The organism is Bradyrhizobium sp. LB13.1 (assembly GCF_054056815.1).
In genome coordinates this window covers 4204480-4224776 of sequence record NZ_JBSRYQ010000001.1, presented here as the reverse complement: position 1 = coordinate 4224776, position 20297 = coordinate 4204480, and the positions used below count along the sequence as shown (strand labels likewise).

The window sequence follows — 20297 nt, the reverse complement described above, 5'->3', positions numbered from 1 at the left end:
TCATGCTCTAATCCCGCTCCAGCTTGCTGGTGTGAGGCATGTGGAAATCGCCTTGTATGATTAGACCCGGATCCACGCGAAAGGGCGCAGCGCGCACGCGTCTGGCGAGAACACGACCGGCGGCCGTCGCGATTGTGAGGTCGACCGTATAAAGCCCCCGTTGCATGGCAAGGAACGGACAATCGAAGACAACGTATCCCGGTCCTGCAACGAGAGTGGAAGAGCACGACACAAGCTCGGTGCAGAGATAGCCACTGGGCCAGACGAAGCTCACAGTGAACACGATGTCTTCAACGGCTAATCCCGCCTCGTAGCCCACGCGCACAGTCAGAGGGTCCCCTGTCCTGGGCCGAGCGCCGTCACGACCGATGAAGCTTACGCCATGCAGGGCCACGGCGCCGCCATCTAGATTGAAGCTGGAATTTGGGACACGCTTTGTCGCACTGATCTGGTACTTCTCAATCACGTCGCGCGGGATGCCTTCGCCCGCAACTTCACCCGATGTGAGCAGGAGGGCGTTATCGCAGAGCCGTTCCACCGCCGCCAGATCGTGGGAGACGAGCAAGATCGTGCGTCCCGAGCGTCGGATTTCTCCGATCCGGTCCATGCAACGGGCTTGGAAAGCCAAATCGCCAACGGCCAGGACTTCGTCCAGAAGGAGAATATCCGCATCGAGGTGTGCGGCAACGGCGAAGCCGAGCCTGACGAACATGCCAGATGAATAAGTCTTGACGGGCGCATCGATAAAATCGGCGAGCCCGGAGAACTCCAGAATGCCGCCGAAGCGCTTTCGCACGTCGGCGACCGGAACGCCGAAGATCGCGGCGTTCAGGAAGACGTTGTCCCGGCCGCTAAGTTCGGGGTGGAAGCCGGCTCCCACTTCCACAAGGGACATCAGCCGGCCGGCGATGGTGATATCCCCACGATCAGGCGCAGTGATGCGGGCGAGCAGTTTGATCAGGGTCGTCTTGCCCGAACCATTAGGACCGACAACCCCCAGCGCCTCGCCACGCCGAACGTCAAAGCTCACATCTTTCAGTGCCCAAAAGCGCTCGGCTTTCCTGAACCTGAACAGTCCGCAGCCGCTTCTGCCGTCGCGGTAAACACGATAGGACTTTGACACGTTGCGGACGGCGATATCGACAGCAGCCATGGCTAGAGTTCGTCGATCATGTGCGGTTCGGCCGTCTTGAATACGAAATACGCTACTCCGAGCAGAATCAGCCCAAGGACGGCAGCGTAGAGCAGTTGCCCGGCGCTGATGATTTGCTTGCCGACCAACGCGCCTCGGAAGGCCTCGACCAGCAGTGCGAGGGGGTTGAGCGCATAGACTGCGCGCCAGTACTCAGGAACGGCGTCCAAAGGATACAGCACAGGCGTCGTGAACATGATTCCCTGCAGCAGAAGAGGCAATCCGATCGCGATGTCGCGAAACCCGATCTGCGCTATGGAAAGCAGCAGCGACAAAGCGGCCGCATAGATGATCAGGATCAGGCAGATCGGCAGCAGTTCGACTGCACTCGCCGAAATGCCGTGGCCGGTGCACGCGAGAGACACCATGGTCAGCGCCGTCGCGATCCCGAGGTCGGCGAGCGCGGCGAAGACGTAAGAGAGGGGGACGATCTCGCGAGGGAAATACACCTTGGCGATGAGCGACCTGCTGTTCAGCACGCCCGCCGCCGAGGTGCTCAGAGACGTCGCGAAGAATACCCACGGCGACAGACTGGCGAGAATGAAGAGCGGATAGGCGACGCTTGCGGTCGAACGTCCGCCGGCGGCGGAGCCGACCACCGAGAGAAATGCCAGGAATGCGAGTGGCTGCAGGACCGCCCAAGCCCACCCCAACCAACTATTCCGATAGCGTACTTGGAGGCGGTTGATTGTCATGTATCCGAGCAACTCGCGATACGCCGCAAGCTCAGCGAGACCAGCGGGCACACGCCGCAAGACCGGCGTTGCGCCCCGGACGACATAGGTAGCACGCTCGGTCAATGCGTAGATCCGGGTGTAACAGGAGTGGGCGTGACTGTATTCAATACGGTGCAGATTATGGCTCCGCTCCGCGGATTTGTTATCCAAGAAAGATGGTTACCTGGCATCATATGAACCCAAACCCGACCCGTGATCCGGCGATCCCAGCCAGACGCAACATCGACATAACCACGCATTGAGATTGTCGCCTTGAACTGGTGAACGTCTCCGTCAAAGAGGCGTTCAGGATGGTATGAGCGCACGGCCTGCCAGATTATGGCCCAAATGTATTGGAACCGCTCATACCCTGGCGTCATCGGATTGCCTGGCCGTCGTAAGATAAAATCTAGAAATTGGCGTTTGGCCTGCCGGATTGGGCCTAAAAAGGCTAGCTTGTTCTCCCAGAAGCCGCGGACAGGCGTATCCAACATGCCGAGGAGAGCGACCTCGTCACCTCTCTGCTGGAGCTGAAGCGCCAACTCGTAAAAAAACACCCCGCCTTCGCAGCCGCCGGCCAGCAGATAAGGACCTTGCGGCTGGATAGCTTTCAGTCGATATCGGAATTCCGTAGCGATCGCCTCCACGCTCTCGAGTATTGGCTGGTCGGCAAGCAGTCGCTGCTCCTGAAGGAAGTAAGCATCCAATCTGTATATCGACGGTCCTGGCCTCATCGCTGCTGCCAGTTCATCGAGACCCTCTTGCCCAGTGCTTACAAACACCACCCGGCCATCAACTCCGTCTGCGAGTTTAACGATGGCGTAATCCAATTCTCCCGCAGAATTGTCTCCCCTGAGACCATTCACCAGGCCGGCGACCGTGGGATCCTTGAAGAACAAGGCAACCGGCAGCTCTCGATCGAGATGACGGCACAGCTGCGACATCAGCCGCACGGCCAACAGTGAGTCGCCGCCGGCGTCGAAGAAGTCTTCGCGCATGTGATTCGGCGAGACGCCGAGAACCCGCCGCCACAGCTCGGCAACGAGTTTCTCGAGGCCTTCGCGACCCTGCGGCGTTTCCGAGAAATTGCAGGGAAGACCGTTGGCGGAGGCGGCGCCAACTGGATCACGAACGTGGCGGAGAGGCAGGTCGGCGCCGCCTCTGCCCTGTCTCGGATACACCATGAGCGTCGCGATATCTCCATGGGCAATTTCGACCAGCACGGTTCGGAGCGCTCCCGACAGGTGGGAGACGGTGCCAAGAGACAGTTTGTCGGGCCGGCTGTCGAAGCCAAGCCAAAGTACACCGTCTGGCGTCTCCGATGCGCTTACAAAAAGGTCGGCCGAGGGCGCAGGAGACGGAAGCCAGATCGGTCGACATGGTAGGCGCCCAAAGCGTTGAAACGGGGTGGGCAAGGCGATCGAAGACAACATGACTTGGCTAAGCGGCGCCGCATCGGCAGAGCGCGACGGATTGCAGGCGCGCACCAGCGCATCCCAAGGCACATTTTCATACTCAATAGTATCCAGAAGCTGGCGTCCGACGTCGGCCAGAAGCTCAGCCATGGTCTGGCCCGGACGAAGGTTCGTCTTCAGCCCAACGATATTAGCAAATGGACCAATTACGCCCTCCGCGCCATCGCTGCCGCGGCCGGCCACGGGCACTGTGATGACGAAATCTGGCCCGTCGGCATAAGGGGCAAGCACCGTCTCGAGCGCGGCAAGCAGCACCGTGAACAGCGTCACGCCGGTCCGCTGCGCAACCTGTTTGAGGCGATCCGCCACGACAGGGTCGACGGACAAGAGGTGGTTCGCGGCCGCCGGCCGGGACACGGGGGCTCGCTCGAAACCGAGGTCCAGGCGCGCCATCGTCGGGCCGAGTTTCTCCGCGTAACGTTGCAGGCGAGCGCGGAAAATGGGGCTTGACAGCCAACGGGCTTCGGCGATCGCGAAATCGGCGTACTGCCAGGGCAGCGGTGCAAGCGTCGGCACGCTACGAGCGCTGATTGCTCCGTAGATGTCGGCCATCTCACGCACGAATAGGCCAAGCGACAGGTTGTCGGCAATAATGTGGTGCAGGACGAACACCAGGACATGCACCCTCGGCGCGCGCCTTATGGCAACCAGGCGAACCAGGGGCCCCTTGCCCAGGACGAACGGGGCAATAACCTGCTCACGAAGGATGGCCCTGAGGTCGCGATCGGGCCCGGAAGGTGCATCGACGAGCTTGACCGCTGCGCGTGGGCCATTGGTAACTTGGTGAAGCGCCCCGCCATCGTCCACGAATATCGTCCTTAGAGCCTCATGGCGCTCAGCGAGCAAATCGAGGCCGAGCTGGAGCGCTGCAAGGTCAAGGTCGCCGAAAACTTCCAGAGCAAACGGCAGATGATGTTGCGGAACGCCCGGAGCGACGAGCTCCATGAACCATGTCCGACGCTGCGATGCAGATGCAGATTCGACGTGCAGCAACGCTTCTGCTCTATTCTCGGACGGAGTTCTCATACCCACCTTTTTCAGGCCCGCGGCAGAACGATTTTCACTCGCAAAACTGTAGCGTGTCTCCTAAGAAGTTTAGAACTAAATCATGACGAAGGCACATCCGCGAAGAAGCCAGCATCGAAAGCGTGAGCTACCGCATGAAACACGAGTTCTTCCTCGACTGGTCACCCGATCCCCGCGACCACGCAGCCCTGTTGCAGCGGCTCGTCAGCGCCAATCTAGCTCGTGGTGAACCGAGCGGCTACCGAAACTTAGCCATCATGTTGAGAGATCCTGATAGTGGCGAGGCTTCCAGCGGCGTCTGGGGCAATATCCTTTACGGTTGGCTATTCGTCGAACTGCTCTATGTCGCCGAATCCGATCGTCGCCACGGCCTCGGCTCTCGCCTTCTGACGGCAGTCGAAGATGCGGCGCGCGAGCAGGGATGTGTGGGTACCTGGCTCAGCAGTTATGCCTTCCAGGCACCCGGTTTTTTTGAAAAGAACGGATATGAGCCGTTTGGTGAACTTGTGAGCGACGTTCGATTGGCGGGAGCTACGGATACCCGGCTCCGTTTCTACCGCAAGCCGCTCAGCCGTTGAGAGGATTTTCAGCTATTTGCACCCCTCCCGACTACCCAGCGGCGCACACTGATTCACTCGATCACCTCGTCAGCACGCAAGACTGTTCGTTCTTCCTGTCCGCGCTGAAGCACCGCGAGCAGCAATTCGTCATCGCGAGCAACGCTACGTTCGAACGTGGTTGTAGTGGCCAGACCATGCTAGTCGGCCCGCCTGCGCTGGCGAATACGCGGCCCGACCGTTTGTCGAAAAGCCAGCCGTGGCTTCTCAATCCGCGAACCAAGGGGACTAGTGGAGAAGCACGACGATGGTGGCCCGACCGCTCGTTCGGCATCCAAACGAGTCATCCGTTCGACGCTCGCATCTAGACGAGCCTAATGTCGTTCCTTCTTACAGGCTGAGCTATTCCGCTGTTTGAGTCGCGCTCGGCTGTCGGGGCTGCGCTGGCCCTGAGTTTCCAATTCTGTCGTTCAGCTTTTTGTAAATCCGAATACGCGGCGCGCTCCGCACATCCAATAAATATCAATATATTGAATCAAATAAATTGGCGATATAATTCTCTGATCTTTTCCATAAAAATCCGTAATGAAAAATTTAAAGTTAAATGGACAGCAAACCTGTCTTTTTTCCGAATACTGGCGCTAGTCGCATCGGTTCGCGTTGGCATCGTGACGAACGTTGGAGTGTTTCAGAACACGGAGCAGAGACGGCGCCCCAGAGCGCCGTTACCAGCGACGCCCCCAGGAGCTCCGCTTTTTTGGAAGAGTTGTGGGCTCATGAAGCCGGCGAAGACATCCAAGCAGCAGGCTTGTGTTGCCGAGCGGGCCGCTCAGAGCGCTGGCGAAAGTTCTAAAGAAGAAAAAGAAGAAGGGCGTATGACGAAAGAATCTCTCCAGCACCACGCCGATCGGGCCGAAGCCCTCGCCGCCCAGACGGCGGACGACGAGCTTCGCGAGACTCTTCTCAAGGCCGCCGGGGAATACCGAGAGCAGCTCAACAGCGCGGACCCCAGCGCGCCGATGGGCTGGCCGCCATACTGAGGCTCTCCAGGCAGCGGCGTCTGGGCCGCGCCCCAAGACCGATGAGGAACAAGTCCAACTCGGTCGGAATTGCGGCTCTGAGCTGTCGGCATCCCCTGCCGCCAGAAAGCCGCGTGGCGTCGACGCTGCTGCGGGACCTTCATCTCGGGCAATGAACCTGCACCCTTGGTGCTCTTGGGCGTGGCAATCATCCCCATCATTGCGGTATTGGCGTGGTTCGCTTTTTAGGGCTTTGAACCTTTTCCGCAATGGCGTGTCATATAGCCGAAGCCTCCCTAAGCTTCACCCCCACCAGAAAGCCCCGCTCCCCCAAGCGGGGTTTTCACTTTTTGGCGCTGCATCAACGCTCCGAAATTTTCAAGCCTCCTTTTGGCTTGACCACTTTTTCCGACACAGCAGCCTAGATGTGGGCAGGGTTTTGAGGAGGCACACTTGCCGAAAGCCCTAGTGAAATTCAGAGCGCAGAACCTTCGTTTACTTGAACAGCTTTGTCCGGACGACCCGCGCTACGTCCAATCCTGGATACGCAAGTTTGACGAGCAGAACGGTATCGAGCCAGAAGCACGTCCAAAGTCACGCCTGAAGCCAAATGCCGCTTCGCAGAGCAACGCTCGGTCCCGCGCCCGGAGCAATTGAGTTAGGTGCTTTCGCTCCGGCGTAGCAGGACAGAAGCTGAAGCCAAAAAGCGCATTGCGTCCCTAAGCTGCTCGGCGCTTTTTCCGAGGCGCGGTGGCCTTTGTCGTCAACTTGCCCGACCCGGCATTCGAACCCGAGCGACACCTCCGAGTGCAGATGCAAGAACCTCGCGCTGAGCGTCTAGCCGCACCGCGAACTCTCAAACCTGACCCGAAGGTACAGGTTCAGCTTCTATACAATTACGGCCCGCACTTCGGAGGGCCTGCGACATTCGTTCGCGACTGCCCGTGCTCCGAAGTTCAGACCTCACGTTTTCGGACTTGGCTGCGGCGTGGGTGCGGCTTGAGGAGGCTGAGAAGGTGTCGAATTGCTCGGCTGCTGAGGGCCTATGGTGTCGCCGCCTGCATGAGGAACGCACGTGCCGATGTTGCTGAGCAGGCGTTTGGCCTGGAGGTCGCGCACCTTTGAGTATTCGCGTCTTCGCTCGAAATTGGCCGCGGCCCATCGGTCCCAGACCTCGAAGGCGTCGGTGTAGTGTTTTCGCATCTGCTCCTCGGCGGCAAGGCAATCGGCGAACTTGTCGAACACCAGGTCGGTGTTGACCGCTGTCATGCCTCCTACCAGGACAACGAGCATCCATTTCATCTTGCTTATCGCCATTCGCACCGCGTGAATTCTTCGCTCACGCGAAGAATTCCGGTCATGGTGGGTTAGATCGCCCGGCGGCTGCGCCCGGCCACAAAACCGTAGACAAGAAGCACGATGATGGCACCCACGACCGCCCCCACCAGCCCAGCGCCTTCTCCAGGCCGATACCAGCCCAGAGACTGGCCAAGATAGGTCGCAACGAACGCGCCCACTATTCCCAGGATCGTCGTGAGGATGAAACCCGAGGGCTCATTGTCGCCGGGCATGATGAACTTCGCGATGACGCCTGCGATGAAACCGATGACGATCGTCCAGATGATGCTCATATCTCGTCTCGAGTCTTGAGTAGTGTTATCCCGCCGATTGCGCCGGAAGACGTCCGTCAGGCGTGTATTTGTCCACCGCTGTCGGAAGTTCGCGAGACAATCGGTCGAGGATCTCTTGCTGCGACAGGCCGGTCTGCTGCTCCAGTTTTTGAAGAACGTCCGGACCGATAGCCTGCTGGAGTTCGGGCGGGGTGACTTCGCGGTTTGGCCCTTGATTGATCCAGGATTGGGCCGCGTCGCCCTGTCCGTTCTGCTTGAAGTGCTCGAGCAACTCGCCGATTCCGCCGTTCAGCAGCGAACCCACGCCGCCGCCTCCCACAAGGCCGCCAAGATTGCCGAGCATGCCGCTCAGGGAATCCTTGGCACCCGCCGGCTGACCGGAGGTGGCATTGCGAAACATGTCCGCCAGCTTGTCCCGATTTTGGTAACCGGCGATTGCGAGCATACCCAAGAGGGCGGTCATTGATGGCATTCCCCGGCTCATTTTCGGCTCCTGAGTTGGATGATAATCATGCGCAAGAATGGCGGCCCGCCCGGTGGCGGGCCGCCGGGTAATTTAGCGCATTCCGGTGCCATAGAGTTGGCGCTCTCTGCGGACCTCGTCCGCGCCATAAGGCTGGGCAGATGGATCGTAACTCTTCCACCCTGCCTTCTGCCAGGCTGCGCTCCGGTCGCGCAGATTAACGGCGGACTGGTTCAGGATCGCGTCGTAGCGCGCGCGCTCCGCATCCGGCACACGAGCCGAAACCAGCGTGGCCGCCGCGCCTCACACCTTCAGCGTAGAGTGGTGCTTCCTCATCGGATACGCCGGCCTGCGTCAACGCCCCGACGACTCCGCCCGTCGCGCCGCCGGCAACGGCACCGAGCGCGGTTGATGCGAGCCATCCGGCCGCCACGACCGGACCTAGGCCGGGGATAGCCAACAAACCAAGGCCAGCGAGCAAGCCGGCCGCGCCACCGAGACCTGCGCCGACGCCCGCTCCGGTAGCCGCACCTTCCGCCCGATCGTCAACCCCATCGCGATCGCGATCGACCTTCTTGTCGGTGCTGTACCAGTTGTCGGAATTGTTTGCGACGATGCTCAGATCCGAATGCGGCACGCCCGCGGCCTCCAGGCTCGTCACGGCGCGCTGCGCATCGGAATAATTGTCGTATAGACGTGAAATGGTAACGGTCATGTTCAATCCCTCTCAATTTCGCTGCCGCGCGCCAGGTTATTTGGCCGCGTTCACGTTGCCCTGGAAATCCAGACTGACATTGGTCGAGGCGCCGCTTTTGCTGGCCTTTCCGCGCCAAACGCCGTTGTCGTCCTTCTTCAGGGATGTGACGTTGGTGTAGCCCGCCTCCTCGATCTTCGATTTGGCCTGGCCTTCGGTGAAGCTGTTGGCGCCTTCAACCGGCTTGCTGGAATTATTCTGGCCGGAACTGTTGACAGCATTATTGTTCGGCCGATCGGTCGCCGTCGGATTTTGCGCAAACGACGGACCCGCCAGAAGCGAGGCAGCCATCAGCAGCAGAAAAGATTTCTTGTTCATTTCGTCCTCCAGTAGTGGCACGGCACAACATACGCCGGGCTGAGAAGTTCCAGGTTTTCCCGGTCCTGGGGGCGATGCAGGATCTGCAAGAAGACGGCAGCGGGCGCCGGCTGTGCATTTCCGGTAATCGGTCCTGATCGCCGTGAGCGTGAGGCAGCAAGGTGCTCCTTCACGGCACCCTCCGACCGCGCGTGTTCCCAGGCGGGCCCTTGACGTTGGACGGGTCCTGTTGGTGTACGGCAGGATTCGAGCCCCTACCGTGTCCTCCAAGCCTGCCCCGCGACAGACGCTGCAAAGCGTCGCCGAGCCTACGCAGGAGCGCCTCTTCCAGCTTCAACTCGGCCGATCACTGGAAGTCAGCGCACTAAGCCAGCGGGCTCTCTGTCGAGCAGATCGAGCAACAGCACCGCGAGCCCGACCGCCTGAACAACCGTTTTGGCAAGCATTTTCCGAATCCTGAAGGGGATCGAAAGCCATATCCTCGCCGCCGGCTAGCTAGACTGTCGCGATGAGGTCCTGGAGCGTTTCGAGTTCATCGTCGCGAGCATTCCCGGCGGCTTCAAGTTGGAAAGGAAGGCGCAGACGCAGCGCCTCGTCCGGCGATCTCCAATCCACACCACAATCATCGGCCGCGTGACCGGGCGGCAGCTGCTGCGGCGACCGAGTTACGACATTGACTGGAGAAGGTGCTGCGCGCCTGCGCCAGGTCAGGGGCACCGTTTCCGTAAGGTGTTGGGGCCCGAGATCCTGTTGGTCGAAGGCGTAGGGACCGAGGGCGACGCGCACGAGGGTTCGTTCGTTCCGCACCGGTATCTCACCCGAAGGCAGCCTCGGAGAGTCGGCGAGAACATCACCACTGTCTCCGTGGCGTGCTGCTGCGCGGCCTGGAAAATAATCTGAATATCTGCGGAACAACGCGTGCGATTATACGGCCGGTTTCCACGGGCAAACGCCCAAGAGATTTCACCCACCCCTACCCCTGTCCGCCTAGGCTGACGCTCTGCTCTTCCGCAGCAGCTTGGTGACGTCGATTAGCGGAGTATTATCCCGTTCGGGCAGTGCGCGTGGGTGCCTGCTGCCCGCGTCCAGGCCGCGCCTGATAGTCGCCCGCACAGGACGCTCACCGTCGACAGCTATCAGGCCACAACCTTGTGCGGCGGCCAGCAGGCCATGCTCTGCCTCGCTTCGGTCCAATGCACCGGCGCCAATGAACGTGCCAAGCGTGAAGCTGACGCGGTTCAGCAGCGTGCCTCTGCTGCCTGCCGCGGCGCCAGACAGCGCCGCAAGCTCTGCCAGCACAGCGGCGTCTACGTAGTGGTCGTGGCTATGCGGCTGATACGGCTGGCTCGGCCGCGGGGTATAGGGCTTGGGCCGGATCATGGCCAATAGCCACTCGGGCGCCTCCGCGAGCGGCAGGTCTGGGTCCAGCACGTAGCCGGGATTGCCCGGCACGAGGACAAACCCGCCCTGGCCTCGAACGTCCCAGCTCGCCGGCAAGCGGCCAGGCGAATTACCAAGTCCAACGTGATTGAAGTAAAAATGCTTCCCGCCGCTGCGCGTCGTGACCGTGCGGGTTGGCGGCAGGCAGTGCGGCAGGTCGGCTTCGGTGGCGCCCTTATACGAGTCCATGTCCAGCACCCAAACGCTCGTCCGCTCGCCGGTCGGCATGCCGACAAGCGCGTCTGGCCAGTCACGCCACCAGCGGCGCAGCACATGCGGGAAGACCGAGGCCGCCTTAAATCCATTTGAAGTCAGCGGGCGCTTGTTGTCTGCCCGGCATGGAAATACGGGTGTGCCTGCCGCGGCCAGCGTGAGGGCGAGACTAAGCACGGTCGGAAGGTTTCATCTTCTAATTCCCTCAAATCTCAAACCACGCGGGGGTGCAGGTGCACGCATCCCCTAAAGGGGGATATGCATGCGCACCTTGCACCCCGCGTAAGAATGGTCGCTTAGTGCAGGTGCAAGTGCACCTGGGTGCTGCACCTAGGTTTGCACCTGAGCCGGCACATAGACCTTGGGCCTGCCGGAAGGCGTAACTCTCCCGTCTTCCTCAAGCTCTGCGATGGCCCGCTTAAACCTCGAATCGACGGTGTTTTTGTTCACTTCGGGATATTGCTCATGATATCTCGCTTGCCACATGCCACCGCCGACAGGATGCCCGCCGGCAGATAGCTCGGTCAGGATGTCCATCAACTCGGCCTTGGTCTTTGCCTTCACGGTCTCCGCGGCTCGGTCGCTAAGTGCAGCCGCGAACTTCTCGGTATCAGCCGCCTTAAACACGACAGGGGCCGTGAACGTGTTACCGTCGGCATCCGTCACCTCGACGGACTTCATGCCGTAGGTGAGCAGCGTTCCAGATGCGCCGCCGTCATTGGCGCCATCGCATTCAAGTCGGAAAAAATCACCCTTGCGAACGACCCTGCGGCTGACGTCGACGAGGCCATCCAGGTCGATGGCGCCCTTAGCCCGCCCGGTGTCGTGCCCCTCGTGGTGAACTATGGTGCAGTGGGCGGTCGGGAACTTTTCGAGCAGATGCGCAACGCTATCGAAGTACGCCTTCATGTCTTCGGCAACGTTCTGCTTCCCGCGGCCGAAGGACTTTGTGAGAGTGTCCAGCGTCGCGCTTCGCAGCACGGTCTGGTAGTCGTCCTGTAGATAATTAATCAGGTCGACCATCCGCCCGACCGAAAGCGTGTTGCCATGCAGGTCAAACTTACCGCCAACAACCACTAGCGGGATGTTCGGCTCGACGTCGGAATGATTTTGACGTAGTGCCATGCCGCGACGGAGCTGCAAATCGTATCGCTCAAAGGCGAAATTGACGGCGAGTCCCTTCGTCACGCGATAGCCGTGCCAATCCAGGCCGGCCGCGATATGGAAGTCCATGTCAAGCGTGATGACGGATTTACCGCTGTCAGGCTTCGCCACCGTGTACGATGACTCACCGGCAGCCATGACGCCATCGATTACAAATTCCTTGGCCTTCGTCGTCTGCCCCAGTTCGCAGTAGCGCGTGAAGGTGAAGTCCTTCTTGAACTTGGCTGCCTTATCTGGCTCGTTATCGTTGGCGTGAACGATTGTCTGCTCGCCCGCTTGGGCCTTCGCTTTAATGCTCACTTAGAACCAGCCCTCAATGCGCGCCACCCGGTAGCTCGCGAGATTGTAAACCTTCGCTACCGCCTCGCCGAATTGCTCCAGCATTGCGTCAGTCTCTTTCTCCTGCCGACGCGCAATCGCTCTGGCGCCGTCGTCAATCCATCCCTCTGGGACTTTCGGTCTTGAATGCGCCATGCCGGTCGAGCCGTTGTCGGATAGCGTCTGAGCTTGCATCCTCACCTCCGAATGGTTTGCTATTTCATCAGTACGAGTTTGCCGCTGAAACACTAAAGGTGCCGCAGATTGCTTTTTCGCGGCAGTTCATTTCCGCCCATGAGTAATATGGCGGCCGAGATCGCAATGTGTGCAGTCGGCGCGCATGGGAGTGCCAACGCGCACGGCGCTGCATCCGACATTAACCTGCGAGAGGGACGCTAAAGGCGGCAAAGGAAATATGCCGGGACGGCGGCTATGGCCTCCAGGTTCTTGCCCGCTGGTTAGGCAATCGCCAAATTTCTCTATGGGAAACAATGGCAGTAAAATTGCCTAACCTCGCCCTTAAGCTATTGAGATCGTTGAATTCAATCATTCCTGCCGGGATCGCCAGCTTTTAGCCTTACAACTCAATGGCTTCGACCTGAACCGCTTTCGTTCTGAGCCGATTTTCGTGTTGCGAGGCAGTGCCAATCGCTTTCATGGAAATCAACGGCTTACGCATTCTTACAAATCGCTCCGCGCAACACGGACGCAACACAGGCCTTCTTGTTTCGTTCGCAATCAGGTGGAATACAGCCTCTGCGCCGGACCTGTGAACAACCGGGATAAACGAACCAGCGCTCCACTACACAGCGCGAGACTGGCATCCCATTCGCGGGACCGAATCACGCGGAAAGGAGAAGCCCCTGATGCAGAGCGATGTGCGCCGTTTTTTTGAAAAGGCCTGGCTTGGAAGCCGGACAAGCCGGCAGCTGATAGTCAGATCGGGGCGCGACTTGCCGCCGCGGCTCAAGGCTGCGAAACATGTTGAAGAGGAGGGAAGCCGAGGACGGGATTCGGCGGCTCGCGTTAGAGTGGATGCGCGAAACCGACTACCGACCCAAGCCGGGATGGTATCCGAGCTTTTCTGATTTCAAACAATGGCTCGAAGCCAACCACCGCAGCTTGTATTTGAACTTCCGCTCTGAGATCGGCGCGCAAACGGAAGCCGAGGGTTGGTTCGAAGCCGAGATCGGAAACTACTGCCGGCAGATGAACGCCCGCGGCACGGCCTTCTAAATGCCCGGCCTTCCTCTGCAACCACGGCTGAAGGACTACCGAGGCTCCGATCCAAAAAAAGCCGAAAGGTCATCGAACACAACGAGACGGCACGGCGGATCATCCAGCACGTGCATCGTCGTATCTTGGACGATCCGACCGACCACCAACTACACGTCTATGACGAGATCGCTCGCGAACTCGATCTTGCTGGGAGCGACCTCCAAGTCTTCATCAGATTCGGCGGCCACAACGCCCTCGAGGTGTCGCCCACTGAGAAAGACCGCGCCACGCTGAAGCGGTTGTTGGGCATCTCCTAGGGCAGCAAGAAGGGCATTGCGAAATGAGTGATCCAACTTTCGATGACGCGCCGCAGTGGTACTGGGCAGCAGATAGCGGGCGTGTTTCCGATCCAGAGGCGTTCGAGCGGTCAGACGACCGTTTTGTCATCGCGAGCGGTAAACGCACGCTCTGGGCGCGCGCCCGTCGGGAGATCGGATCTGACGATTGCGCGTGGACTAGCTTTGGGCCGAGCGATGGAAAGGCAACTCTCGCGGATTGCATGCGAGTTTACCTGTCGTCGCGTGAAATCTACGGCGTCTCTCTCAATCGGCTGATGCTGGAGCTTTGCCAAATCCGATCGTTTGCAAAATTCATAAAAGACGGACAGATCAACCTTGGAAACTGGATATCCAACCCGATTAGAAAAAGCCCTTTGCCGAGACCAGCCTATGACGAAGCAGTTGCCCGCCAACTTGGCCAGCGCATCGCCAATACCTTAGGCTTGGAAGAGGACTGGTGGGTAGACCTGTAGCGGGGTCGTCCGCGAGCGCGCGTCGTCTCGCGCCAGCAAGGACCAAGGGACAGACTTGCATTGAAGCGAAGCGGTCCAACACATGAGACTTACAGGCAACACACTCGCCATCCTCGTAGCGGTCGTGCTCGCAGCTACAATCTGCGGCGGCACCTTCTATTGGGTCAAACGCGATGACCGGGCCGAGCCGGATTTGAGAAGTATGCGAGCGCATCGAGTATCGCTCATGACGGATGAGGAAGTTCGAGCGATCCACGCACAGGCCGTCACGGATGCAATTCGGTACAAGGCGATGGACCAGGACATGCGCGAAAAGGCTTTCAAAGAGGTTGCCGCCAGCGCGCAGCTATGTAGCGACTTCGTCTATCGCGAACGACATTCAGCGGAATGTAGCCGAGGTACGCCGCTAGGCCTGATGTTAGAGAGCAATGTCGCCCCAACTTCCGATCAGGTCTTCGAAGAGAAAATTCTCGGAATCTGCAGGTTCGTACACTCAAATCAGGATGCGCGGCTGAACAGGTGCTTGCCGCCGAAATGATTGGCGACCGGTGTCTCAGCGTCGGCCGACGTGACGGGTCATATTGATGACGAAGCTGATCGGGGCGCCAAGCAGCAATCCGATCAGGCCGTAGAAGGCCGCAGCGACAATCATCATGATCGGGCCTGAGGCTGTCAATGCTCCGAACGCCGCGCCCAGCAATCCACAACCAATCACCGACACGATGAGCGTGCGGTCGTTGCCCGCCTCACCGAGCCGCGCAGCACCACGACGTCGAAGCCGGGCAGCCGCTTCAGCGCCCAACACACGCCGTCGTCCTCGCCGGCGTCGAAATGATCGAACTTCACCAGCGCCAGCGGGTGATAGATCATGCCGCAGAACGATGCGATCAGTGCATCGTTCGGCGGCAGGAATGGCACCTCGCTCACGCCCAGCTCACGGCGAGCTCGTCGACCGTGCCGTCGAAGGCGTTAAGGTCGATGCCGCCATTGCCGGCGACGATGCCGGGAACGTTGTGAGGCAAGGGGGCCGATGCCGTCGCCCGTGTACTGCCACAGCCACCAGTTCTCGAGGCCCGTCGGCAGCCGCGGGGTCGGGCCGTACTGGCACAGCCAGAGCCTGTGCGAGGTGACGTAGGTGCGGTCCTGGGGGCCGAGCGCGGCCAGGCTCTCCTTGAGCCGGTTGCCGGAATAGATCGCGCCAGGGCGGCCCAGCCGGGCCTCGAGCTGGCGCAGGAATTCGACCGCCTGCTGCGCGCTCATGTTCGAGGGCCTGTTGTCCTCGAAGTCGAGCACCATCAGCGTGCGCTCGTCGGGCTGCGCGGTCTTGATGAAGTTCTCGATCTGGAGCTCGACCGCATCGCCCGTAGCGAAGTGATAGGCGCCCCACAGCAGCCCGGCGTTGGTCGCCGCCTTGCGCCGGGTGGCATAATCGGGGTCGCGGTAGGCGCGGCCCTGGGTGGCCTTGTGGATCACACCCCAGACGCCGGCCGCGGCGACCAGGCCGAAATCCTTGACGATGTTGTGATGCGAGATGTCGACGACGCGCGGGGTCTGGCGGCTTCGTCACGGGCGATCACCTCGAGATGGAGACCGTCTCCGGCGAGCCGATGTTCACCAACGTCGCCCGCCATGTCTCGCAGGAACGCACGCAGCACTGGAAGAGCGCCGACGACTGGCTAGCCTACAACAAGGAGTTCGACCGTCACAACCCGACCGACGCATGGCTCAACTCGGTCAACAAGTCGGCCGATCATTACGCGCTGATGAAGGTGTTCGGATCGAAGCCGAAGGAGAACTTCGAGGAGATCATCGCCTATGCCAAGAACGTGGCGATGGGCAACACGAACGTCACCACGACCTCGACCATCAATCAGTCCGCGGAACTGACGTTGGAGAGTGGCCAGATTTTCGTCGAGACTCAGGGCTCGTTCGGCTCGACCACGACGGCCTGCTACGGCTGGACCGACAACATCTAGGAAAGACAACAGATGAGTGCCAACGGAATCCTGCCTACCATCCAGCAGAACCTCAGCGTGCAGATCGCCTCGCCGCAGGGAACGAGCGTCCTGGTCAGTGGTGCGTCAATCATCGCGATCGGCGCCAACGCCGCGCGCCGCGGCATCATCTTCATCAACGGCAGCGCCGTGGACACGCTCTACGTCGTGCCAGCGAACCAGGCCGCCATCGTCGGGCGCGGCATTCCGATCCTGTCACAGGAACAGCAGCCCTTTATCGGCGACGGCAAGCTGATCAACTTCAACGCCGGCTGGAACGTGATTTCCTCCGGCGCCAACACCCCGCTGGAAATTCTCGAACTGCTCTGACCTCACGCCGGCGCGGCTACGCCGGCTCTCGCGCGACGACTTCGCATTTTTGGAGTCGTCTGAATGTCGAAATTGAAATCGCTGCTGGTCGCAGCCCTGCTTGCGCTGGCAATCCCGTCCGCCGCCCAGGCACAGGGCTGCGGATCACCGAACCCGAACTGCATCGTGCCGACGGCACCGCCCGGCACCAGCACCAACCAGGCCGCGTCGACGGCGTTCGTGCAAGGTGCGGTCACGACCGCGGCGCCCGGTGGCAGTGTTGGCCAGCAGCAGTACAAGGCCGGGGCGGCCACGTTCGGCGGTTTCACCCAGAGCGGCGACGTCACGGTCAACACGTCGACCGGCGTCGCCACGATCCAGCCGAACGCCGTCACCACCAGCAAGATTCTTAACGGCAACGTCACCAACACCAAGCTGGCGCCCGGCGCGGCGAACACGCTCAAGGGGTCGCTCGACGGCATCACGACCAGCGATCTCGCAATTGCCTCCTGCTCGGCGCTCTACAATTTTACTCAGTGGGTGTCAGGCACTGGCTGGCAGTGCGGCATCAATCCGGTGCTGCCATCACGCGCGATCGCCGCGACGCTCAATCTGTCGGCGTTCACCTCGATCACCACGCTCGGCTATTCGGATGTGCGACACGTTCACCAGCACGTCTCACTTCTTCGCCCTGTGCGACGTCAACTGGCATACCGCGTGCTTCGGCACAGTCCTCCGCAATCTTCAGCTTGCCGCTCGAACCTCCGTCGCATCGAGCAGCACCTATATGGTCTATTCCAACAACACACAGGACTCCGGCGGCATAGACAACGTTTACATTTACGCCGGCACCCGAGGCTGTGTGCATTTCGAAAAAGGCTATGGCGGCGCGAGCCGCGCCTCTATCGATAAGCTAAGCTGCACGGCGCTATCGACATTGCCAATGGTTTGGATGGGGAACACGACGGGCTCCGGGGTCAACTTCGGCAGCACCATTCTGGCGCTTCGTGACATCGTTCTCGGTGGCCCATCGAGCGGCGGCACATACCAAACCGGCCCCGGATTTCTTCTCAATGGCGGCTTCCCAAGGATCGAGAATAGCCGCTGCGAGAACATGGCCGTTTGTATCGAGATCAATACGCCATCCGGTACGGGCAATGGCGACCTGATCACCATCACCAATGCAAACAATGCATCCACCGGAGCACCAGCTCCTGCTTGCACTTCGGTGGTTCAGATCGACAACGGCAACAACCCATTGAACGCTCTCATGAGCCAGATACCCATAGGCGGCTGCACCAACACAATTAGCAATCTCCAAGGCGGGACCAACAATACCACCGTCAATGTTCTCAAGGCTCTCACTTGTCCCAACGCAGGTGTCTGCTCGTAGGGTTTAACGGGCGCGAACGACGACGGCTCTCTTCCCGTAAAAAGCGGCAATGCAATCGTTTGGCATGCGGCTCGGGTCAGCGGTGAGATCAGCAGACATCAGGACGAGGGGCTTGACGGAGCGCTCGGGGACGACGACGGATTTTTCTGCTGTTGTCCGGAGCAGCGTGTGCCGCTCCATGGTCTCCTGTTGGAACGTCGCGAATTGCGAGCTCTCCGCGTTGACGGCGACCAGTGCGCGACCTCGGAAGAGAAGCGTGGAAGCCGCGGCGCAGGCTAGCAACGCGATAACCTGGACGGTGCCGTTCCGCTTGCCAGGCGCTGCGCCTCGGGGGAGAAGCCGGGCAGATGTCGCAACGACGCAGCCGAGCCCGACCAGGAGAAGGACAATCACCTCGTTGCGCCCGCGCGTCGCCAGATCCTCGCCGGTGGCGAAATATGCGACAAAGTAAGCAGCATAGGCGCAACCGAGGATCAGGAAGATGAGCCCCGCGGCAAGTAGCAGTGTTGGTTTCGTCGGCGCGCGGCGCGCAGGCACGACGAGGAGCGAGAAGATAACAAGGAACAGGACCCACGCCCGCGCCGCGGCTTCGTCGTATAGCCACCACAGATCAAGCCAGAGGTAATAGGCCGCCATCATGAAGGACTCGGCGAGCTTTTGACCGGCTGGATAGGCTTCCATCCGCAGCGCGTTACCGGGCGAGAGCAGCAGGATTGCAAGGCCGGCCACAGTGGCGGCCACCATCGCAAGGTGGCTTCTGGCCTGTGGGGTGGGATGATGGCAGGCTTTTCGAAACAGCAGTGACGCCGTGATGAAGGCGATGAGCCACAGCGGCGTGAACTCGTTGCAGAGGGCGCCAAGAAAGCAGAGCAGGCTGAGCAGGGCAATCGCGGCCGGCGATAGCAGGGTTTCGTTCGCTGCCGATCTCACCATCTCGACGAGGACGATCGTGACGATGACTGCGGGGACCATATACGGAGCGCTGCCGGAGACCCAATAGAACATCTCCCGCAGGCTTATGGCGAGGACCGCGATCGTTGCCGCAAGCGTCGTCCCGACAAGGACCCTCTCCGGGACGGCAATGCCAGGCCACAGGCGCCCGATCGCAAGCGTGATAGACGCGATAAAAGTAACGATGCCGGCGATCAGGATCGAAGGATACATGACGAAGTAGTCGAGGTTGAATGCCTTTGCGAGCATCGCCGGAACGGTGATGAGGGCGAGCGGAACAAGCCGTCCCATCAATGTCCGATAGTAGATTTCGAGCGTGCCGATCAGGCCGTCGGCGTTGAAGTGGTTTGCCAGGCAGAAGTCATCCGTTTCCGGTGCCCCGTAGAGTGCGATGGTGGCCAGGCAAGACAGGATGACGATAGGCGCCACGGCAGCCAGGAATGGCAGCAGGCGCAGCGCGCGGTCCTTGAACATGTGTTTCCCCGGGCGCCATGCATCGATCTGATGGATGTGTCGTCGGCCGGGTTTCTATCACCACAACCACTACGCGTTCAATCAGGCAGCCGCCCGCCTGGGCGGCTTTTTGCTGTCTGGGGGTAGAGCCCCAGTCCATTCCCGCCATCGGAGCCAGCCATGAGCACCCATGGGCGGCGATGGCCGGCGGCGCCACGAACCTCCTCGCCTTCACGCCGGGAGGGCAGAACGATGCGTGAAAGTGGGGCACACGCGCAAAAAACCGCTTCGAATTCTATGGAGGGCCCATGTGACCCACTTCCTCGTAACTCATTGATTTCCAGTTTTCTGGAGCCCCTGCCGGGATCGCCAGTCTCCAAGACCCGGGACATCGGCGACAGCGCCCGCCAAGCAGCGCAATGCGGCGCAGCTGCCGATCCATCGTCCTTCACGAATGCGTGGGAATCGTCGCCCCGAACTTTCAACCGGCCAGATCAGCCTTATCTACGCGCCGGGCGAATTGAGCTCGATAAGGACTCCGATGCCGCTATCCGAGTGGACGAGAATGGCGATCGCATCTGCGGTGGCTGTAATCGCAATGTCGTATTTGGCAATCGACGCAGGCGTCGTGAGCTCCAGCGGTATCACAAAACGAATCGAGACGGCGCGGGCTTCCATCGCGGGCACGGCGGTGAGTCAGTATCAGCTCGCCTTCGCCGTCCAGGCATGGGCGGGTCGCGGCCACCAGAAGCCGGCCTTGGAAGCATGCTTGGCGACCGATTGATTCAGGCGCGGCAATAAATCGGCCGACCGGTCGGTCATTTTATCCAGAGTAACAAACTCAGCCGTACCTGACACCCTTCTTTCACTCATCTTCAAGCC

The 20297-nt window shown here is 60.3% G+C and carries 26 protein-coding genes and 1 pseudogene; 10 read left to right on the top strand and 17 right to left on the bottom strand.

The annotated features are described in order from the left end of the window. Positions 1–7 precede the first annotated feature (7 nt). The 3 genes from ACVWYI_RS20060 to ACVWYI_RS20050 are packed head-to-tail and all read right to left on the bottom strand — an operon-like array spanning position 8 to position 4409. A complete protein-coding gene (locus tag ACVWYI_RS20060; RefSeq protein ID WP_456662978.1) occupies positions 8–1153 on the bottom strand; it encodes an ABC transporter ATP-binding protein in 1146 nt (381 codons plus the stop codon). Positions 1154–1155: 2 nt separating this feature from the next. Further along, on the bottom strand, positions 1156–1992 hold the full coding sequence (locus tag ACVWYI_RS20055; protein ID WP_456662977.1) for an ABC transporter permease: 837 nt from the start codon (positions 1990–1992) through the stop codon (positions 1156–1158). Continuing rightward, positions 1989–4409: a condensation domain-containing protein gene (locus ACVWYI_RS20050; RefSeq protein ID WP_456662976.1), complete on the bottom strand. Its 2421-nt coding sequence runs from the start codon at positions 4407–4409 to the stop codon at positions 1989–1991. Before ACVWYI_RS20050 ends, ACVWYI_RS20055 begins: the two co-directional genes overlap by 4 nt. Positions 4410–4543: 134 nt before the next feature. Here ACVWYI_RS20050 and ACVWYI_RS20045 point away from each other — a divergent pair, with 134 nt between their 5' ends. Next, positions 4544–4987, top strand: a complete 444-nt coding sequence (locus tag ACVWYI_RS20045) for a GNAT family N-acetyltransferase (RefSeq protein ID WP_456662975.1) — start codon at positions 4544–4546, stop codon at positions 4985–4987. Between the two features lie 755 nt (positions 4988–5742). Next, a complete protein-coding gene (locus ACVWYI_RS20040) occupies positions 5743–6006 on the top strand; it encodes a hypothetical protein (RefSeq protein ID WP_456662974.1) in 264 nt (87 codons plus the stop codon). A 942-nt stretch (positions 6007–6948) separates the two neighbouring features. Here the strand turns inward: ACVWYI_RS20040 and ACVWYI_RS20035 are convergent. From ACVWYI_RS20035 to ACVWYI_RS20000, 8 genes and pseudogenes are all read right to left on the bottom strand, one after another. Beyond that, complete coding sequence (locus tag ACVWYI_RS20035; protein WP_456662973.1) at positions 6949–7287, bottom strand: hypothetical protein; 339 nt, start codon at positions 7285–7287, stop codon at positions 6949–6951. Between the two features lie 65 nt (positions 7288–7352). After that, positions 7353–7616, bottom strand: a complete 264-nt coding sequence (locus ACVWYI_RS20030; protein ID WP_247353812.1) for a GlsB/YeaQ/YmgE family stress response membrane protein — start codon at positions 7614–7616, stop codon at positions 7353–7355. 25 nt (positions 7617–7641) lie between these two features. Next, positions 7642–8100, bottom strand: coding sequence for a YidB family protein (locus ACVWYI_RS20025; protein ID WP_231190556.1), 459 nt, complete (start codon positions 8098–8100; stop codon positions 7642–7644). Between the two features lie 72 nt (positions 8101–8172). Beyond that, positions 8173–8794, bottom strand: a pseudogene (locus tag ACVWYI_RS20020) (hypothetical protein). Between the two features lie 36 nt (positions 8795–8830). Beyond that, positions 8831–9151: a hypothetical protein gene (locus tag ACVWYI_RS20015; RefSeq protein WP_247447409.1), complete on the bottom strand. Its 321-nt coding sequence runs from the start codon at positions 9149–9151 to the stop codon at positions 8831–8833. Positions 9152–10138: 987 nt separating this feature from the next. Then, positions 10139–10981: a bifunctional DNA primase/polymerase gene (locus ACVWYI_RS20010; RefSeq protein ID WP_354107469.1), complete on the bottom strand. Its 843-nt coding sequence runs from the start codon at positions 10979–10981 to the stop codon at positions 10139–10141. A gap of 153 nt (positions 10982–11134) precedes the next feature. Beyond that, a complete protein-coding gene (locus ACVWYI_RS20005; protein ID WP_456662972.1) occupies positions 11135–12268 on the bottom strand; it encodes an AAA family ATPase in 1134 nt (377 codons plus the stop codon). Next, on the bottom strand, positions 12269–12481 hold the full coding sequence (locus tag ACVWYI_RS20000) for a hypothetical protein (RefSeq protein WP_456662971.1): 213 nt from the start codon (positions 12479–12481) through the stop codon (positions 12269–12271). 840 nt (positions 12482–13321) lie between these two features. On the opposite strand from ACVWYI_RS20000, the gene ACVWYI_RS19995 reads away from it, so the two are divergent. The 4 genes from ACVWYI_RS19995 (at position 13322) to ACVWYI_RS19980 (ending at position 14853) form a co-directional block, all read left to right on the top strand. After that, on the top strand, positions 13322–13522 hold the full coding sequence (locus ACVWYI_RS19995; protein ID WP_456662970.1) for a hypothetical protein: 201 nt from the start codon (positions 13322–13324) through the stop codon (positions 13520–13522). A gap of 125 nt (positions 13523–13647) precedes the next feature. After that, complete coding sequence (locus tag ACVWYI_RS19990; protein ID WP_247349048.1) at positions 13648–13821, top strand: hypothetical protein; 174 nt, start codon at positions 13648–13650, stop codon at positions 13819–13821. 23 nt (positions 13822–13844) lie between these two features. Further along, positions 13845–14315 carry a hypothetical protein gene (locus ACVWYI_RS19985; protein ID WP_247349051.1) on the top strand — a complete coding sequence of 157 codons (471 nt, stop codon included), beginning with the start codon at positions 13845–13847 and terminating at the stop codon, positions 14313–14315. A gap of 82 nt (positions 14316–14397) precedes the next feature. Next, complete coding sequence (locus ACVWYI_RS19980) at positions 14398–14853, top strand: hypothetical protein (RefSeq protein ID WP_456662969.1); 456 nt, start codon at positions 14398–14400, stop codon at positions 14851–14853. A 15-nt stretch (positions 14854–14868) separates the two neighbouring features. Here ACVWYI_RS19980 and ACVWYI_RS19975 read toward each other — a convergent pair whose 3' ends face one another. The 3 genes from ACVWYI_RS19975 to ACVWYI_RS19965 are packed head-to-tail and all read right to left on the bottom strand — an operon-like array spanning position 14869 to position 15848. Continuing rightward, a complete protein-coding gene (locus ACVWYI_RS19975; RefSeq protein ID WP_247349055.1) occupies positions 14869–15036 on the bottom strand; it encodes a hypothetical protein in 168 nt (55 codons plus the stop codon). Beyond that, on the bottom strand, positions 15027–15242 hold the full coding sequence (locus tag ACVWYI_RS19970) for a hypothetical protein (protein WP_456662968.1): 216 nt from the start codon (positions 15240–15242) through the stop codon (positions 15027–15029). Before ACVWYI_RS19970 ends, ACVWYI_RS19975 begins: the two co-directional genes overlap by 10 nt. A 42-nt stretch (positions 15243–15284) precedes the next feature. Beyond that, a complete protein-coding gene (locus ACVWYI_RS19965) occupies positions 15285–15848 on the bottom strand; it encodes a glycoside hydrolase family 25 protein (RefSeq protein ID WP_456664553.1) in 564 nt (187 codons plus the stop codon). A gap of 50 nt (positions 15849–15898) precedes the next feature. On the opposite strand from ACVWYI_RS19965, the gene ACVWYI_RS19960 reads away from it, so the two are divergent. The 4 genes from ACVWYI_RS19960 to ACVWYI_RS19945 all read left to right on the top strand — a co-directional run bounded on the left by ACVWYI_RS19960 (position 15899) and on the right by ACVWYI_RS19945 (position 18011). Next, positions 15899–16291: a hypothetical protein gene (locus tag ACVWYI_RS19960; protein WP_456662967.1), complete on the top strand. Its 393-nt coding sequence runs from the start codon at positions 15899–15901 to the stop codon at positions 16289–16291. A gap of 12 nt (positions 16292–16303) precedes the next feature. Continuing rightward, the gene (locus ACVWYI_RS19955; protein WP_456662966.1) at positions 16304–16639 is read left to right on the top strand and encodes a hypothetical protein; all 336 of its coding nucleotides are present in this window, start codon (positions 16304–16306) and stop codon (positions 16637–16639) included. A 63-nt stretch (positions 16640–16702) separates the two neighbouring features. After that, positions 16703–17530, top strand: coding sequence for a hypothetical protein (locus tag ACVWYI_RS19950; RefSeq protein ID WP_456662965.1), 828 nt, complete (start codon positions 16703–16705; stop codon positions 17528–17530). Further along, complete coding sequence (locus ACVWYI_RS19945) at positions 17481–18011, top strand: hypothetical protein (protein WP_456662964.1); 531 nt, start codon at positions 17481–17483, stop codon at positions 18009–18011. Before ACVWYI_RS19950 ends, ACVWYI_RS19945 begins: the two co-directional genes overlap by 50 nt. A gap of 3 nt (positions 18012–18014) precedes the next feature. On the opposite strand, the gene ACVWYI_RS19940 is transcribed toward ACVWYI_RS19945, so the two are convergent. From ACVWYI_RS19940 to ACVWYI_RS19930, 3 genes are all read right to left on the bottom strand, one after another. Further along, complete coding sequence (locus tag ACVWYI_RS19940; RefSeq protein ID WP_456662963.1) at positions 18015–19436, bottom strand: DUF6056 family protein; 1422 nt, start codon at positions 19434–19436, stop codon at positions 18015–18017. A 483-nt stretch (positions 19437–19919) separates the two neighbouring features. Further along, positions 19920–20093, bottom strand: coding sequence for a hypothetical protein (locus ACVWYI_RS19935; RefSeq protein WP_247445661.1), 174 nt, complete (start codon positions 20091–20093; stop codon positions 19920–19922). Between the two features lie 24 nt (positions 20094–20117). After that, positions 20118–20294 carry a hypothetical protein gene (locus ACVWYI_RS19930; RefSeq protein ID WP_456662962.1) on the bottom strand — a complete coding sequence of 59 codons (177 nt, stop codon included), beginning with the start codon at positions 20292–20294 and terminating at the stop codon, positions 20118–20120. Positions 20295–20297: the final 3 nt, after the last annotated feature.